The sequence below is a fragment of the Antrihabitans spumae genome (assembly GCF_043944905.1).
In the GTDB taxonomy this organism is placed as follows: domain Bacteria; phylum Actinomycetota; class Actinomycetes; order Mycobacteriales; family Mycobacteriaceae; genus Antrihabitans; species Antrihabitans spumae.
Map to the genome: position 1 here is coordinate 33,192 of NZ_JBIMSN010000094.1, position 16,830 is coordinate 50,021.

Annotated in this window: 11 protein-coding genes and 1 pseudogene; 11 read left to right on the forward strand and 1 reads right to left on the reverse strand. The window is 61.7% G+C overall.

Going from position 1 to position 16,830, the window contains the following annotated elements:
* Nucleotides 1-376: 376 nt before the first annotated feature.
* Nucleotides 377-994 (reverse strand): class I SAM-dependent methyltransferase, encoded by a 618-nt coding sequence (locus tag ACHIRB_RS20240; RefSeq protein WP_395124378.1) that lies wholly within the window; start codon nucleotides 992-994, stop codon nucleotides 377-379.
* A gap of 208 nt (nucleotides 995-1,202) precedes the next feature.
* On the opposite strand from ACHIRB_RS20240, the gene ACHIRB_RS20245 reads away from it, so the two are divergent.
* From ACHIRB_RS20245 to ACHIRB_RS20295, 11 genes and pseudogenes are all read left to right on the forward strand, one after another.
* The gene (locus ACHIRB_RS20245) at nucleotides 1,203-1,364 is read left to right on the forward strand and encodes a hypothetical protein (RefSeq protein WP_395124377.1); all 162 of its coding nucleotides are present in this window, start codon (nucleotides 1,203-1,205) and stop codon (nucleotides 1,362-1,364) included.
* 1 nt (nucleotide 1,365) lies between these two features.
* The gene (locus tag ACHIRB_RS20250; RefSeq protein ID WP_395127762.1) at nucleotides 1,366-2,568 is read left to right on the forward strand and encodes an FxsB family cyclophane-forming radical SAM/SPASM peptide maturase; all 1,203 of its coding nucleotides are present in this window, start codon (nucleotides 1,366-1,368) and stop codon (nucleotides 2,566-2,568) included.
* Between the two features lie 44 nt (nucleotides 2,569-2,612).
* Complete coding sequence (locus tag ACHIRB_RS20255) at nucleotides 2,613-3,899, forward strand: class I SAM-dependent methyltransferase (RefSeq protein ID WP_395124375.1); 1,287 nt, start codon at nucleotides 2,613-2,615, stop codon at nucleotides 3,897-3,899.
* 29 nt (nucleotides 3,900-3,928) lie between these two features.
* Nucleotides 3,929-5,590 carry an aKG-HExxH-type peptide beta-hydroxylase gene (locus ACHIRB_RS20260; RefSeq protein ID WP_395124374.1) on the forward strand — a complete coding sequence of 554 codons (1,662 nt, stop codon included), beginning with the start codon at nucleotides 3,929-3,931 and terminating at the stop codon, nucleotides 5,588-5,590.
* 22 nt (nucleotides 5,591-5,612) lie between these two features.
* The gene (locus tag ACHIRB_RS20265; RefSeq protein WP_395124373.1) at nucleotides 5,613-7,313 is read left to right on the forward strand and encodes a hypothetical protein; all 1,701 of its coding nucleotides are present in this window, start codon (nucleotides 5,613-5,615) and stop codon (nucleotides 7,311-7,313) included.
* 8 nt (nucleotides 7,314-7,321) lie between these two features.
* On the forward strand, nucleotides 7,322-9,046 hold the full coding sequence (locus ACHIRB_RS20270) for a M13 family metallopeptidase (protein ID WP_395124372.1): 1,725 nt from the start codon (nucleotides 7,322-7,324) through the stop codon (nucleotides 9,044-9,046).
* Nucleotides 9,047-9,472: 426 nt separating this feature from the next.
* Complete coding sequence (locus ACHIRB_RS20275) at nucleotides 9,473-10,864, forward strand: hypothetical protein (protein WP_395124371.1); 1,392 nt, start codon at nucleotides 9,473-9,475, stop codon at nucleotides 10,862-10,864.
* Entirely contained in the window at nucleotides 10,857-13,892 is a 3,036-nt protein-coding gene (locus ACHIRB_RS20280) for a CHAT domain-containing protein (protein WP_395124370.1), read from the forward strand. Before ACHIRB_RS20275 ends, ACHIRB_RS20280 begins: the two co-directional genes overlap by 8 nt.
* Nucleotides 13,893-13,912: 20 nt before the next feature.
* Nucleotides 13,913-14,279, forward strand: a pseudogene (locus tag ACHIRB_RS20285) (transposase); the annotation flags it as partial.
* Between the two features lie 369 nt (nucleotides 14,280-14,648).
* Nucleotides 14,649-15,281 carry a hypothetical protein gene (locus ACHIRB_RS20290; RefSeq protein WP_395124369.1) on the forward strand — a complete coding sequence of 211 codons (633 nt, stop codon included), beginning with the start codon at nucleotides 14,649-14,651 and terminating at the stop codon, nucleotides 15,279-15,281.
* A 138-nt stretch (nucleotides 15,282-15,419) separates the two neighbouring features.
* Nucleotides 15,420-16,706: a TerD family protein gene (locus ACHIRB_RS20295; protein WP_395124368.1), complete on the forward strand. Its 1,287-nt coding sequence runs from the start codon at nucleotides 15,420-15,422 to the stop codon at nucleotides 16,704-16,706.
* Nucleotides 16,707-16,830 lie beyond the last annotated feature (124 nt).

Below are 16,830 nucleotides of genomic sequence, written 5' to 3' on the forward strand. Positions count from 1 at the left end.
GATCGCAGATGCGCAGGAGCGGCTGCTTGATGCGCCCTTGTGATATGCGCGTGACTGGTCCGACGGGCCAATCGAGGACCATTTCGGCGGAGCGATCGCGGGGAGGTGGATCTTGCGTCCATCGCGCGCGACGTGAAAGAGGCATCGGGACGAGGTGACGAGATCGGTCGCGTTCTCTTGGTCGGAACCACAGTTACATTGTTCTGTTCGCGAAATGGCGAGGTCGACTCGCTTCTGTGGAACACGGTCGCTAGGCGCATCGGTGGGGCTCTGGCGGCAAGTAGGCCTGACGGAGTTCCAGCTGTTGCAGCACATGAAGATCCATACGCTGACCTGACCGAGCCAATTCGTTGATCGACAACGGTCGACGTCGCAGTCAACAATCGACCCATGCAATCATTTCCCCGCTGCCGGCGGGGTTGTCGAGGACAGCGTCGAAGGCTGTTCCCCTGGCGCGGAGCACCGTGAGCTTCCGCTGGTTTGCCTCTGGCGTGTCGTAGAAACCCATAATGAAGCGGCCTCCTGGGGCGGTGTGTCCGCGCACTAGGGCGAGCCAGTTCTGATTTTCCTGCCGTTCGAAATCCACATTATCGCCGACGGCCCAGTAGACATAGTCAAAAATGCGAGATTCGGTCAGTTCGGCCGGATCCAAGAAATGGTGGGCGAGCGACGGAAACATAGCTCTCGCCTGATTCAGTCGTCCCGGGTGATTGTCGACTCCAAATGGTTCTAGTCTGGATCCGGACCATTCCTGTAAGCAGCGCAATAGATAGCCGTTTGCGCAGCCGTAATCGACAATTGTGCCGTCACCGTGTAAGGCCTCGACGATGAACCTGCGGCTTTTCTCCCAGGCCATAAGAGAATCTTCCCGAACAAATGGCTCGGCAAACACGCAGCTACCATTGAGGACTGAAAGCGTCTTTTCATCAGTATCTGTCAACGCGAGAAACTCCGCTGGGTAGCGGGTGGCATGTCCGGCATGTGTCGGGGTCACGTCGCGACCGTACCACTAGTCGAGATGTTGTGTAGTGCAATGATATTGGAACTCAAGGGGAAGGGTCAGCTCCGCAGCAAGGGGCTGCCGTCCGTGTCCTACATACGCATGACATGGGCCCGAAATCGTTGACTGCGATCCCGTCGCGAACCTAACGTTGCATCGTATTTCGCGTCGGAGCGAGACCCCTAGAAACGGAGCTTACAAAATGACCGAAGGAAATTCACGGAAGGCTCTTGCCGACCTCGTCGGCAAGGACATCGACAACGATTCCCTTCTCGAAGAGGCGGTCCGCCGCGCAAAGCGGGAGGCTGCCGCGGACAGCGTGGAATTCTTCCGTCATGGCCAGTTCGGTTCACACAACGCCTGATATGACTGACCTCTGGCCGTACGACGGTTCCTGTGATTTCCAGACCCTCCGCGAGGAGGGCTGGAAGCCACGGCCGATCAACGAGTACATATTCAAGATTCAGACGCGCTGCAATCTGAATTGCGATTATTGCTACGTGTACAATTTGGGTGACGATTCGTGGAAGTCGGCGCCGGCGGATATGTCCGATGAGATCATCGCCGCCTCCGCGAATAAGATCCGCGATCACGCGTTGTCGCACGGCCTAGGGGGCGTCGGGATCTCCATCCACGGCGGGGAACCCTTGCTGCGCGGAATTCGAAGCGTCGAGAACTTCGTCGAGATTATGCGGGCGGGTTTGCAGCCGCTCGCGGTCGAAGTGTCTATGCAGACCAATGCCACTCTGGTGACCGAGGATGTGGCACGCCGCCTTTACGACCTCGATATCCATGTCGGGGTCAGCCTCGACGGCGATCTTCGCGCGAACTCCCATCGACTGGACTTGGGAGGCAAGTCGTCATATCGACGCGTCGTTGCAGGCATTTCGAACTTGGCGAAGTTCCCGGGGCTTATCCAGGGAGCGCTTGCCGTCATCGATCTGGAGAACGACCCGGTCTCGGTGTACGAGTCCATCAAGGAGCTCGGATTTACGAGTTTGGACACGCTGCTGCCCCACGCGACGTGGGAGGCCATTCCGGCGGGCAAGACCGCGGACCGCTCTGTCACAGCTCCCGCGCCGTATGCCGAGTGGCTGATCGCGCTGTACCGGCACTGGTCCACGCAAGAGGGCAGGATCAGGCTTCGCATGTTCGACGACATCCTCCATCTGCTGCTGGGTGGCGAGAACAGCTTCGAGTCGGTCGGACTCGGACCAACTCAGCTGGCGACCATCGAGTCCAACGGTGACATCGAATTGGTCGACAGCATCGGCTTCACTTACGCCGGCGCAGCCGACACCGGTGCCAACGTGTTGCACAACGAGATCGACGAGATCCTCGAGCACCCTGGTGTCATCTGTCGACAGATCGGCGCCGACGCCCTGCCCGAGAGTTGCCGTCGGTGCCCGATCGTCGACGTATGCGGCGGCGGGCTCATCTCGCACCGCTGGGATGCGGTAAACGGCTTCAAGAATCCGACCGTCTACTGCTCGGACATGTATCGCCTCATCGAGTTTATCGAAGCCGACCTGTATCAACGGATCGACGTTCAATTGGCAACGGCCTGAACGATATGGCCCAGAGGACCGAGGTCACATCCTTGTTCGCGGAGATGAGTACACGTTTTCGAGCTCGGGCCGCCGAGCATCAGGACTTCTGGACGCTGATGACGCTCGCGGGATTCGAGCAGATCGACGATTCTACGGCGGCGCAGACGGTGGGCGACATCGCCGAACATGTCGGCGGCCTGGCCGGACGTCGCGTAGCGGACCTTGGGAGCGGCTGCGGGAGACACGCTGCGGCGCTGTTGTCGCATCGCCCGGCGGGCGTCACGGCGATTGAGAAGTCACCGCTTCTCGCGGAGATGTCGCGCTCGATGTATCCCGACGTCGATGTCGTAGTGGAGACATTCACCAACATCGGCGGGCTTGGTTCCTTCGATGTGGTGGTGGCGCTGTCGCACCTGTTGTTCATCCAGCCGGACATAGAATCTCTTCTTGCGGACCTCCGCCATATCCGCGCCGCAATGCCCGATTTCGGCTGCCTGGTGATCGAGCAGTTCGACATCTCGACCGACCTGCGCCAGTGGGGGACTGCTGACGGCCTGCAGGTCGACGAAGCAACCCGCCAGGTGTCGCCGCAAAAGCTGCAGCACGAGTTCACCGTGCTGGACTGCGGCGACCCCGTCATGGCGACGTCAATCCCGTCGCTCGTACTCGCGAGAGCGGAATTCGAGGAAGTGGTGCGGGAAGCGGGGTTCCTTGTCAGCGATTGTTGGGAGCAACGTGCGTCGGCCGGTGAACTGAGCCTGTTCTTCGTCCTGCGGGCGCAGAAGGGCTTCAACTATCTCAGCGACATGCCCGACTTTCTCGAGTCATGGATCACACGATCCCATGAGCGCAACCGGATGTCGCGGACCTTTACCCTCGACGAGCACGGCCGCGCCCGACCACAGGGCGTGTTCAGTTGGGGACAGGGGGCATCGCTGTCCAGGAACCACCCCGAGTTCGTCAGCTGTCTCGAACCCGCTATCCGCCCACTCGTGCTCGAGTTGGTCGACGAGTGGAACCTTGTCACATATTCGAGCTGCGACGGGCACGTCGTCAGTGAGCGCCCCCGTCGGGAGTACTCCGAAAGCTATTGCGGAGTAGTGGCTTTCGACGACGATCACGAGGCCGCGGTCGTGGCGTTGGTCGAGTCGACACTGGTGGGGTGGTGCAGCGACGAAGTTCGCCCAGTCGTGCGCCGACGGGCATTGCTCAGCCCCTACTCGCGTCACCGCGCGGTAGATCTGCTTCTCACGAGAACAGGTCCCGAGGTGACATGGGAGAGCTATGTCGAACAGCGGGACCGGTGTATCAGCCATGTGTGTTCGGTTCTGGCGGGTCAGCGAGGGTGACGACGATGTATGAAGGAAATCCGATTTGGATGGAGCTCGCTTGCCTCGATGTCGACCCAGCAAGGGCTCTCGGAATCTACGATTTGCTCGGCGCGAAGATCCGCCAGACCCACGCTAGACTCGCGAATTCGCTGCGCGCAGCCTTTCCCGACGTCGCCGAGCGCATTGACCTCGTCCTTGCCTGGGCGCCGCAAGTCCTCAGTTATGGCGCCGCGTACCAGTGGGCAACGAGATTGCACTGCGCTATCGAGACCGACGATCGCGAACTGTTCGACTACCTGGTCGCCGACTTCGTCCGGTTCGAATGCGCCGCGGCGATGTTGTCCGGTCAGAATTTCGTCGCCGACGCCGCGTCCGCTCCGCACCTGTGGGACGACGACGCGCCACGCGGCCCGATTGTCATTCCGCTGATCGGAGCGCACGATCTCGGCCGCAGGGGCATCATCGTGCAAGGTGGAGAGATCGAAGGCAAGCTCATCACGCCACGCGCGGTCGGCGGAATGCGTATCGAAGCATTCGAACAGAACTACCGACTAGCCCGATCCAAATCGCAATTCAACCTCGCGGCTGTCGGCGCGTGGGAGCGGGCGCAGGAGGAGATCGAGGCGGCAATCACCCTGAGCGAGCAGCTCGTACCGGGTTTGTTCGGCCGCTATCGCACCGATGTCGTGCCGCTGCTGCGCGAGGGCAACATCTCTAACGCGGGTACCGACGAAGCTGCGCCGTTTGTTGTCTACACATCTTTCGAGCGCGAAAAGGTGGACCTCGTTGCGTGTTTCGCCCACGAAGAGGCCCACGCGCTGATCAACTCCGCCGACAAGTTGCTGGGAGACGTTCTCCCCGACACAACGGTGAAGATGCCGGTGCCGTGGAAACCTGGGATGCTCCGATCACTGTCGAACGTCCTCCATGGACTAATCTCCTTCGGCCGTGCCGCGCAGGTACGCACGCGCGCCAACGCCGCTGGACTGGGAAGTCGCGATAACGACGAAGCGCGCACCCGTGAGATGCGCTGGGTGTCCGACGTGAGCGAGCAGCTGCTCTCTGGCTGCCTCGGAGAGCTTCCCCCGTCGCTCCGTGAGTGGATCGAATCGAACCTGACCGTGTTCGACGCACCCCCACCGTCCCCCCTTGGCCGCGAGGTCATCGGTCGATCAACACCCTCGGCGTCGATGTTCCCGTGGGCACTGGCCGCCGATCCGCAAGGCCACCGCAGCGCGGTCGAGGTGTCGGGCGTGTTGTCGACCGGGCCCTGGCATCGCGGCAGCGGCCACTACCGCGAACAAGACCGAATCGACATCTCAACCGACGACCATCCCCAACTGGCCGACTTCGTCAAGCGAGTCGTGCCCGAGTTGATCGCCGAACAGTTCGGAGTAACGGTCGCAGCGACGGCCGTGAAAGGTCACCGCCTCAGGCCGGGCGATTCGATTCGCACACATTCCGACCACTCGCCGGGACCCGACGCGTTTCGTGCCGTCCTCGGCGTGTCCGCGGTCCCGACCGACGGTGGTTTGCTGAGGTTGTGCGACACGGGCGAACAACCTGTCATCGCTGCGCCGCTCCGGTTCGGCGATTGCCTGATCTTCCAAATTGCTGAACCGTGCAACCACGATGTAACCGAACTCCGTTCCAGCACATACCGTTACACTGTCATCGCTACTTATCACCGAGTTGCCAGTGCGGGTTAAGGATCTGCCCGGAACCGCTGTCGTGCCAAAGGTGGTTATCTGGGACCTGGACGGAACGCTATGGGAAGGCGTGATCGACGCCGGTTCTACTGGAGCCGTCAAGCGCGGGGTAGCGCTGATTCCGCAGCTTGCGGCACGCGGGATCGTCAACACGATCTGTTCGAACAACACTGCCGATATCGCGCGGGATGTTCTCGATGGTCTCGGTCTGCTGCGGTACGTCGTCTTTGAACAGATCGATTGGATCGACAAGCGTCGCCTGGTCGCGCGGATCGTCGAGTTCTTCGACGTGAGCCGCGCCGCGATTCTGCTCGTCGACGACGATCCACGCGTACGCGCCACCGTTGTCGCCGAGTTCGGAATCTGTGCCGCATCCCCGTACGACATCGACCGGATCGACGTCGCCGGTTGGGGTCGACCGGACGACGGCCTGACCCGACTCGGACACTATCGAGTCCTCGCTCGACGATGGGAGGCGAGGGTCGCGCATGGCGCCGATGGTCCGTTGTCGCCGATCGAGTTTCTGCGGACGTCCCGAATTCGCGTCGAGGCGGTCGATGTTCGTTCCAACGCCGACCGCATTGCCGACCTGTCGAGGCGCAGCAACCAGCTAAATCTCACGAACAGCAGACTCACAGTCGACGACGTGCTGTCGTTGGCGACGAGCGATGTCCACGACTGTATAGCCGTGACCGTCCAAGACCGGTTCGGGGACTACGGTTTGTGCGGATTCATCGCCTACCACGTTGGGCATAGGCGTCTCGAGCACTTCTTCTGGTCGTGCCGAGTACTAAATCAGGGCGTCGTCGAGCACTTCGCCGCCGATCTCGCCGTCCGCCACGACTGCAAACTGCGTCACGGCGCGCTACGCGACTTCGGCGTTCCGGTCGATTGGATCCAAGCCGGGGAAGGCGTTGCGCATTTTCGTCATTCGGTGCCTGCGCCGGGCGCTGCGAAGGTTCTGCTCGTTGGCGGTTGCGATCTCGACATCGTTGCCGCGTTCATCGACGAGAACTTCGCAATCGACGTCCACGGACTCGACGAGGCGGAAGGCGTTCAGCAGTATGGGCACAGCAGCCTGGGCTTGCTGGTCGCGCGCGCCCGAACGACAGATCGCGAGTTCGAATCCAGCGCCGCGGCGCTACCGTGGGTCGGGACAGTGTCCGACGTGCGAACCTGGTCGGGCTACGACGCCGTCGTCGTCAGTCTCTGGGTCGACTACTGCTCGATTACCGTCCGTCGTCGCGACGATTCCGACGGAATATCAGTGCCCAGTTACAAGGTGCTCGACGACAATCTCACCGACTGGGAATGGCAGCATTGGGTAGGCTCGACCGTCACCCGCTCGGCGTTTCGGCTCGAATACATGCACGGTCCGCCCGTGGCTGTGGGCGCGGTCGTCGAGAGCATTCGGGACCTCGTCGCGGCGCTTCCGGTTGGCGTCAAGTTGATTGTGGTGAATGCGCCCGAGATCGAACGCGACGACACGTATTCGTGGGGTGAGAACCAGCGCGCGAGAAACGTCGAGCTCAACCGAGCGATTCGTGATCTGGCAGCTGTTACCCCCGGCTTAGGGGTCGTCGACGTCGGCCGGTTGGTGACGACGGAGGACGATCTCCACGAACCGGGGGAATCGACTGGGTTCCACTACCGTCGCGACGTCTACAAGGAGATCGCATCTGAGGTGGTCCGCGGTCTGTCGGTTTCTCATCGATTCGTATGACCGACGAGATGACTAGGCTAATGCGGTCGATCGACCCCCGTCGGCGACCCCAGGACGACTTGTACGCCCACGTCAACGGCAGTTGGCTCGACCAGCACGACCTGCCCGCCGGCGTACACATCGACGGTGCGTTCCGTGAGCTCTGGAATCTAGCCGACAACAGAATTCAATCGTTGATCGACGACGACGGACCCGACGGACCGCTGAACACCCTGTACGAATCGATCAACCAGCGAGTACCCGTCGACGAGCTTGAACCAACTCTGGCGCTTGAGCCCGATCTCGCACTTGTCGGCGGCCTGCGGACTCCTGCCGACCTGGCGACCGCGCTGGCACGCCTGCACCGCGTCGGCATCCACGGACCATTCGACCTCGCCATCGCTTATTGCCGCGAGCAGGCGATCTACCTGCCGAAAGTCAAGATCAGTGAGCAGTGGCGCAGCGCGGACCCCCCGTCGGACGCGCGTGCAGCGGCCGCGAACGCGGTCTTGATCAAACTGAGTTCGACGCCATCCACACATAGTGTGTCGATGACGCCGTCCCGGTTGGATGTCGACTTTCCGGGATTTGCCTGGACCACATGGTTACGCGAGCTGGGTGTTTCGACTGACGCCGTGCCGACCGTCGTCGTCGCTGACCAGGAAGCTATTGCTCGGATGGTCCAGTTCATGAGAGTGCTGCCACTGCGCTCGCTCGAGGAATGGGTCCGTTGGCGTGTGACATCTGCGCGTGCAGATCACTTCGGCCTCGCCTTCGGGTCCCAAAGCGCGAGGTGCGTTGTCGAGCGATTTGCTGGGCCCGAGTTGGCGTCTCGGTACAGCAAGCGCTTCACATCGCCGTCGTCGGTCAGCTTTGTGGTGGACATGTTTGAGCGCATTCGTGACGCTTTCGCGCGTTTGATCGACGATTCAGAGTGGTGTTCGCCTAGTGGTCGACGCGCGGCGATCGCGAAACTTCGCTCGGTGACTTTGTGGACGGGCACACACCACTCCGGCAATTCGGTCGATCTCGACGTGCGCCGTGAGGACCCGGTTGGGAACGTGCGGCGAGGATTCGAATCGCTGTGGAACATAGAAGTCGCGAGGATCGGTCAGGCATTTCATCGTGGGCTGGATGCGAATCGCATTTACAGTGCGAATGGGTTCTACGACCACGAATCGCGCGAACTCGTCATTCCGCCCGGACTAATGAACCCGCCCTTTTTCGATCTGGCACTGCCCGATGCCTACAACTACGGTGCTATCGGCGTAATCATCGGGCACGAACTCGCACATTGTTTGGATCTCGTCGAATGGGGCGCGGCAGCGCCTGCGGAGTGGTCGACGGGGGACGAGGACGAATTCCGCAGTAGGGTGCGCTGTTTGATCAACCAGTGCGTCGCCGGTGTTCCCACCTTGACTGACGAAGAGCCCGTGCTCGACCTAGCCGGGGTGCTTAACGAGGTGCTCTGCGATCACATTGGAGTGCGCATCGCGCTCGACGCGCTCGCCGCTCTTCGAGGGGCGACTGACCTGCGCCACCTGTTTTTCGCTGCCTGGGTGTGGACAATGCGGGCAAAGTGCGACGACACCGAGGCAGCAGATCGCATTGTCCGAGATCCGCATCCGCCGGCAGATGTGCGGTGCAGCTGGGTTCTGCGAAACAGCGACGCGTTTCACGACGCCTTCGGTGTTCGTCGCGGTGATCGCATGTGGATCCCGCTAGACGAGAGGTTCGTGCTGTGGGGCCGCTGACAATCAAATCTCATCGAGAAAGACGACGCCGTCCTGAAGGGCGCGAGCAAGAAGGGCCGCCTTGGTCGGCGCCGGTCGACCTGCATCCGCATACTTGTTGCGAATGCGCCCAATATGGGTGTTCATGGTGCCTGCCGCAGCACAGAGCCGTCTGGCCGCTTGAGTTCTCGTGTCGAAAAGCAACCACCTCGCTTTCTCCTGTGAGCAGAGGGGCATCGTTGCCGCCGCCGACACACAACGGGGGCATCGCGTCCACACGGACTCGGGCTGGGGGTTGGAAGATGTGCTCATGTTGTGGCATTGGTTCGACATTTGCGTTGTGCGCGGATCCGGATGGTCCATCTGCCGCACCGATCCCACAAGCGAGTGCCGACTTGTGGACCGCACCCGTTGTCGCCGCGCGCGGGGGCCGTCCATGATGTTGCGATGATCCGTGCCGACTCGATGGGCGCTGCTGACGTCGCGAACCTGATTCGTGTTCAGTCGCGGCGGATTGCTCGCCGACACTCACAACGAGTCGTCGGGTGGCACCACATCGCACTGGCCGCACTGGATCCGATTTGTTGGGACGACGGCGTGGCCGCGGTTGTCGAAACACTCGACGTCGATGCCGCCGCATTGCGGGACGAACTCGCAGCCGTCGCTAGCGCCCAAACGCCGTTCCTCGATGCCGTGCCAGCGCTCGAGCGGGGGACTGCGGGGGATTACCTATGCGCCGCAGCACATTACGACATCGGTGTCCGGAGCGTACTCGTCGCACATGGCTTCCGCGACGTCGTGGCCAGAGCTGCAATTTCGGCTCAGGTTCTCCGCAGGCAATCGTGTACGCACGCAGCGAGGAAATGCATCGTCGCCGCGTTTCGGACGGCGCATGCCAATGGTCATTCGGTCGTTGAAGCGCGGCACGTGTGGCACGCCCTGACGTCGCCCGAGTTCGCGGGAACGTCTGCGCACCTCGTTCTCGACATACTCAACCTCGACGTCGCGCAACTGCATCGAGTGCTCGACGAATGGATTAGGGCGGACCGTGGACACGCGGGTGTAACCACTTGGGACTCGGCCCTTCGCAGGGAGTTCGACGCCGCACTGGGCCGGACCCTGACAGAAGGCCATCCGATCGACACGGCCCGTTTGCTTCAGGCGTCGACCCCGACCGACACTGCAAAGGGTGGCCTCGGCCGCCTGCTATTCAACCTCGCGGCGAGCCCCAGCCTTATCGAGAGCGCGAACCGCACGGTGCGCAGAGGCGCAGTCGCGCCGTTCGATCGGTCGGTGCCGACGGAACGCCTCGGGTCGCGCGCCGCGTTCGAGATTCCGGTTCCCGTTGTGTCGGAGGTAACTTGGCTGATCCCACCGTCGATCGGACAGCTGTCGAGGGCGCTTATCTTTCGGTCTGACGGCACCCCGCTCGTAGAAGGATATGCGGCCCGTTTGATTCAGGGGCTGTGGCTGTGGATGGTGGCGGTTGGCATCAGTTCCGTCTATTTTCTGCACGAGGCCCTGTGGAACAACTGGTGGCCGGTGCTGTCTTTTGTGTCAGTGGTCTACCGACCTTCCTGGGTCGGGTTTCGGGTGTGGTTGCCGTTGACTCTCGTCGCGTGCATGGTTGCGCCCTGGCCACTGTCAGTCGTGTGTGTGCTCAACGGGATTGTGGTGTGTGCGTCCTTCTGGTTCGAGCTGCAGATACGACGCAACGATTCGGGAAATCCCAACGTCCGGATCGGGCACGTGGTTGAAGACGCGCAAAGTCTTATGCGCATGCTGGTTGGGAAGCGGATCCTCGCGAGCGGCAGGGGCAGAAGGCTGTTCGATGGCTGAACCTGATCGTAACGACGCAGTGGCCAACTGGTTGGCGCAGCGCAATCTCATTCCCTTCGAGGACCGATACCGGCTGCGTGATCTAGTGATCGCCGCGATAACTGAACCAACGCAGGTCGGCGCGGTCCTTGTTGGAATCATTCGGGACCGCCAGGTCGTGCGCGAGAATCGAACGGTCCGTCCGTCGGCGCGTCACCCCGGACGTATCGGCGAGCACATGCCTGACGTCTTTGCGATAAACGCAGCAATTAACTTTACGGCGGTACGGCATCGCTCGATGGTCGTGGCTGCGTCCATCGCCGTTGGCTGGGCACTTGGTTGGCCGATGATGCAAGTAGTGCTAATCGGTGCCGCGACGTTCTGCTTCGGCTTGTCGAAAAATGGTCTGGCAAACGCGATCGCAGTGCTGTTTGGGGTCGCCGCGATTGCTGTGCATTGGCACGACTGGCTCGCGGTCATTGGGCTACTTTTCGTTGCCTACGGAGCGCTGCTTATCCAGGCCAGTCCAGTGCGTACGGGCCTGTTTGTCCCGACACCATACGCGGCCGCCGTAATGCCGAGTCTTGCCCGACTCGCGCATCCGCGCCGCTGGTCGGTGGTATCGATTGCAGTCGAGTCCGCTTTCGCCCAAGATCCCCATGTCGCGCTCCGGTTCATTGAACTGGCCGAGAAGCCGCAGGCGGCTGAGCTTTCGGCTGTTTTGGCGGCAAAGGCAGTGGCCCTTGCAAGGGTCCGTCAAGTCACCCAAGCACTGGTGGTCCTGCAAATGGCGCGTGAGGGTGGGCTCGGATCGAGCCGAATCAAAGCCATCGTCCACTTAGCGGCGGGTGAGGTGCTCCTGGCGGCCGGCCGGTCTGACGAGTCGATGTCTGAGTTTCACCTCGCGGCTACCGCGGCACGAGGCCGGGCAGGACGACCGGTCGTAACGCATGCCCGTCGGCGGATGGTCAACGTCCTCGTCGATCGCGGCGAGTGGGCGCAGGCTCGTGATCAGTTGCTCATTCTTCGAGCGGACGCGCTGGGTAGGCGGCGCGAGGGGTATGACCTGAATTGGACCGAACTGGTCCTCATCCGCATGATGCTGCAGGTCGGGAACATGGAGGGAATACGACGCAGTGCGCTGTTCTCGCTCAAGGCTGATAACCGACAAACGGCACTTGGCTGGACCCCGGACGACCACATCGCGGCGCATCTCCTCTTGGCCGCTTGTGCGATCGAAGACGACCGTCCTGAGGACGCCGATCGGGAGGTCCGGCAGGCGATGGCGCGATTGGCGGATCACCCGAATGTAGCTATGACGACTCATGCCTACTACGTATGGACTCTTGCAGGGTTGGGCCAGGACGTTTCGGTCGACGAGTTGCTTTCACGAATTTTCGGTGCCGTTCGCGAAGGTGAGAGGCTGCGATTCCGTCTGCCGGCCAGTGTCTGGCGGAATGATTGGGCCGGGTCGATGGAACACGTCTACGGTCTGGCCCTAGAGGTCGCGGCCGAAGCAGACGACCCCTTGGCAGTCGTCGAGGTCATCGAGGTCGTTCGCGCGCAACCGGTTCCGGCTCGGCGCGACGAACGGGACGGCAATGGCTCGGCGGCTCGGCGGCTGCTGGAAGCTGCGCTGAGTGTTCGGTCCAAGGACGTGTACGCAGCAGTGGAAAACGAGAGTGACTCGCATACGGCGATCGCTTTTCGTGCCGCGCTGGGCGCCGATCTGCTCGAACCGCCGCCTGCGCTGCGGATCGGTGGCTCTTCTTGGGCAGGTCCGCCCGAGTTTCCGGCCATCGATATCGAAACCTGTTTGGCCTCGTTCGCCTTCGAAGCCGTCTGGTATTTGGGCGGAGCGGTACTCGACGGAATCTTGTGGGTGTCCGTGCGAGAGCCATCCGGCGGGTGGAGTTTCGTCCGTCGAGACTTGTCGGGCGCCGACGGCGCCGCTCTCGCAGCATTGCTCGATGTGCTGCCCGACGTTGCTACGATGTCGACCGCCGAAGGTGCGTACCGGGATCGAGTGCTGCGCAAGGTGACGACAAGCCCGTTGTGGCGGCCGCACTCTCGACGACCGCGCAGTGTGGAGATTCGGTTGTTGCAGCCGATCGCCGATCTGTTGTTGCCACCGCGGCTACAGCGTGCGCTCGCCAGTGCGGGTAGTCGCCGAGTTGTAATCGTCACGGGTTTCGTGGGCGTGCTGACCGCGATTCCGCTTGCAGGGCTTCCTGTTCCAGGTGCGTGGTCTAACGCGGGTGACGAGCTGCGCATAATCGAGGCAGCTGATCTCATCCATCCACCGCCCTGGGCGGAAGTCCATGCGAATATCCGGCTGAGTGCCAAGTATGTTGACCGCGCGGAAGGTCTGGTTGCGCCGTTACGCCTCGCGGTCGTCACTCCTGATCCCGCCGCTGACGCCTTGCTAGACGCGGTCGCCCCGCCAGGAGCCGAAAGAGTGCTGTTCGGGCGCGTCGAACGGCGCGAGTTGGCGGCGGCCTTGCATGCGATCGACCGGGTCGCTCTATCGACCGTGCTGTTCACGTGTCACGGCGTGGGCGGTTCGGCAGGTCAGCCGGCGACCGGGGGGCTCCGGTTCGCGGACGGCGTATTGGAGGTGCGTGACTTGCTCACGTTCAGCGGTTCCGAACCGCGGTATCCGATGCCGGATCGCGTGATTGTGTCGGCGTGCGAAAGCCTTGGCGCCGATGCCGGTGCAGTCCGTCCCGACCCTGCGACTGACCGCGAGCCACAGTTCGACATCCGCGCGAGTCCTGAGTGGATCGGGTTCCCGATCGGATGCCTCGCAGCAGGCGCGCGGCACGTCATCGCGACGCGATACTGCTTGTCTTCGGAAGCGGAGACGAACGTTATCGACCACATGCTTGTCGACCGCTGCACAACGTCGTTCCGGCCTTGGACCGTAGTAGGCGACATGCAACGAGAGCGCCTCGGTGCGGCGCGTGGCGGTGAGAAGGTCAAACCCCTCATCTGGCAAAGCTTTAGCTACTACGGCTTCGGCGCGGGAATCCTACGTGAGACTACCTAGCTTGTTATTCAAGCGCAGAGGGCACCGTGTGCGGCCAGCTCGCCGCACTCGAACTGCGCGCCACCGTCGACACGCCCGCGTCGAGGACCGCATCCGCGAGGCCACGGCGACCGGGCAACGCATCCAACCCCGCCACACCTTCGACGCCAACCAGGCATGGATTGAAATAGTCATGGCGGCAACAGATCTTGTTGCCTGGACCAAACTCATCGGCCTCGCCGACCAGCCCGCCATTGCCAAATGCGAGATCGGGACCTTCCGCTACCGCGTCCTGCACGTCTCCGCCCGCGTCACCCGCAGCGCACCCCAACCTCCGCATCTACGTCACCTGGCGCTGGGCCACCGATATCCCAAGCGTGGCAACGACTCCGGGCCGCATTCCCCTGACAGTTCGGCCATCGACCACCGATGCGAAGGCCCAACGGCCCTGGAAACCCGCCACCGAGCGACACCGGGCAGTCCGCCTCGCGCAACCACCGAAACCGCCTCCGAACAGTTCCAAAATGATCAAGACCAAACCAGACCGATCGGCGCGCAAAATCGAGGCTAAGTGAGGTTAATTGCTTACGGGCGCGAAGGGCCTACCCACGTCGTTCAAACGGACTACAGCGACAATGCCCACCTGGATGACAGGATTGACGCGCCCGGATGGCCGGTGGGCTGTGCAATTGCGTGGTGATGCTGAGGTAATCGCAGAAGATGCTCAAACTAATTGACGCGCAGCGTAAGCCGGGGTTTGCAGACGGTCTCGTAGCGGTGTTCGCGATCTTGGCGATGTCGAGCCTGTTTGGTGAGACTGGCGCGAACGTAGCTGCAACTGCGGGCTTGCTCGGCATTGTCGCGGCGTTCAGTAAATTGACAAGCGGTGTAGCAACGGCCTTGATCTACGGCATGCTCGGCGCATTTGGCGCGCTCGCGGCGCTCGGCCACTACTTCTCGGACGACATGTGCGGCCTCGAGGGCCTGTCCGGTGTCGGCGGGGTCGTAGCACGTGTCGCCACATTGCTTGCATTCGTCGCAATCCCGATAGCGGCCACGATTACTGTGATTCGATCCGGAAACTTCTTAGCCATCCTCGGCATGTTCGGACTGATCGAAGCCGTCACGTTTGCCGCTTCCCCGTTCGGAGTCAACGTATTCAGTGAGCGTGGCATCGGCCCGTTGGTCGGAGTCTTGTTTGTCATCGTGATGTCCGTTGCCTGCGCCCTTCAGGTTGACTTGGCTATCACTTTCTCCGCGGTAGCGATCGGGGTCCTCAGTGTCGCGTTCGATTCCGCTGGCCTGAACTGTTCATCGAGTGGTGCCGACTACCGTGGTGTTACAGGTGTCGTCACCTACTCTGTGGTCTACGGGCTAGTACTTGCCACGTTGAGCCGGAGGCGCAGGTGATGACTGGTTCGTATGTAAACCCGTGTCCACGTGCCGATTCGAGCCCCAACCCATTGAATGAATCGAGGCATCGTGGCATTGTTCGGCAGAACAAATGGTCGAAATGATTCAGGCGCAGTTGCTGGGGGCATGGTTCCGATGGAGCCGCAGAGCGACCCGCTCGCGAACCTATTCGTAGAACTGGTCGAGGTGTCCGGAATTGCGCCGATGTTGTGCGGGCGAATCGAACCCGGCCCGCTCTATGAGCTGATGGTTGATGTGGCGCCATTCCTGAGGGAGTCGTCGGTTCGTCCAAGCGATCATCTTGCGCAGGCGTCGACGCCGACTTTCGACGTCGCCTGGTCGGTATTCACCAACGGCGACATCAGTTCGGTCGTCTGCGTGCTCACTCGACACGAGGGCAACTATGCCGCCGAGATTCTGAGTATGTTGATCAAACCGTTGCAAGAGGCAGCGCAGCTCAAGGGTCTGCACACTTCCGTGGGGAGTAGAGGCAAGGCCGACATGGAATTCGTGACTGCGATGCGCGGTGCACGGGCAGTCTTCATCGACGAATTACGGGGCAAAACGTCACGACCAGGTGTTGTCCCAGAACCGGCCCGGCCAGATGTTATCCCAGAACAGGTCCCACAAGTCCCCGTCAGTTCTGTTGTGCCGCTGCCACACTCGTCGGCAATGACACTCAGTCCCCCTGCCGCTCCGCAGACGCCTCGGATAGTGAATCCCCCTGCTCCACCGCCGCCACCGCCGGTTGTCGCCCGACCTCCCGTACCTGATCTGCCTGGATTCGCGGTGATGGAGCGCCCAGCAGCCAGTACGCCGGCGCCCGTCAGGCCGAAGGTAGAACCTGGGCGTCAGTTGGCCAAGGGGGAGAACATGGTTGTCGGGACAGCTGACCATTGCCCCGAAACCGTGCTCGTGGAGCTGGGATGGAGTGTGCGCGACCAGGTCGGCAGCGCGATCGACATCGATTCCTCCGCAATCGTTGTCGGTGACAATGGCAGAGTGTTGTCCGACGACCACTTCGTATTCTTCAACAACACAACTAACCCAGATGGGAGCGTCGAGCTGACTGGCGGTACTCAGTCCGTCGGCGCGAGCACATACATGTCGACTATCCGGGTCCGACTGACTCGGATGTCCGAGGACGCGGTGAAAGTGGTATTTGCGGTCGCGATCTACAAGGGCAACGCCGGTGGCTTCTCCTTCGCTGATATCCGTGACGCCTACATCGGGCTTCGTGACGAGCGTGGGACCGCCGAGATGGCCAGATTCTCGATGGAACGCCCGGGAAACACTGAAAGCGCGATGATCTTCGGCGAGGTATACCGGCACAGAGGGCAGTGGAAGTTCCGCGCTGTTGGCCAGGGGTACGCACGCGGTCTGGCCGGTATCGCGACCGATTACGGCGTGAACGTCGAGTAAGTATCGACGCTACTCATCAGTAGCCGGCAAGCCCATTCTGCAATTGTCAAACCTGCGATGTCATGCGTTCGACGGATATCAGCCGGTCAGCTTTCCTGTTTAGATTCGTTGGCGCAGGACGCCA

What these genes read in the sequence shown, in the direction of transcription:
- ACHIRB_RS20245 (WP_395124377.1), top strand. Translation starts at nt 1,203, where the DNA reads ATGACCGAAGGAAATTCACGGAAGGCTCTTGCCGACCTCGTCGGCAAG.
- ACHIRB_RS20250 (WP_395127762.1), top strand. Translation starts at nt 1,366, where the DNA reads ATGACTGACCTCTGGCCGTACGACGGTTCCTGTGATTTCCAGACCCTC.
- ACHIRB_RS20255 (WP_395124375.1), top strand. Translation starts at nt 2,613, where the DNA reads ATGAGTACACGTTTTCGAGCTCGGGCCGCCGAGCATCAGGACTTCTGG.
- ACHIRB_RS20260 (WP_395124374.1), top strand. Translation starts at nt 3,929, where the DNA reads ATGGAGCTCGCTTGCCTCGATGTCGACCCAGCAAGGGCTCTCGGAATC.
- ACHIRB_RS20270 (WP_395124372.1), top strand. Translation starts at nt 7,322, where the DNA reads ATGACTAGGCTAATGCGGTCGATCGACCCCCGTCGGCGACCCCAGGAC.
- ACHIRB_RS20275 (WP_395124371.1), top strand. Translation starts at nt 9,473, where the DNA reads ATGATCCGTGCCGACTCGATGGGCGCTGCTGACGTCGCGAACCTGATT.
- ACHIRB_RS20280 (WP_395124370.1), top strand. Translation starts at nt 10,857, where the DNA reads ATGGCTGAACCTGATCGTAACGACGCAGTGGCCAACTGGTTGGCGCAG.
- ACHIRB_RS20295 (WP_395124368.1), top strand. Translation starts at nt 15,420, where the DNA reads ATGGAGCCGCAGAGCGACCCGCTCGCGAACCTATTCGTAGAACTGGTC.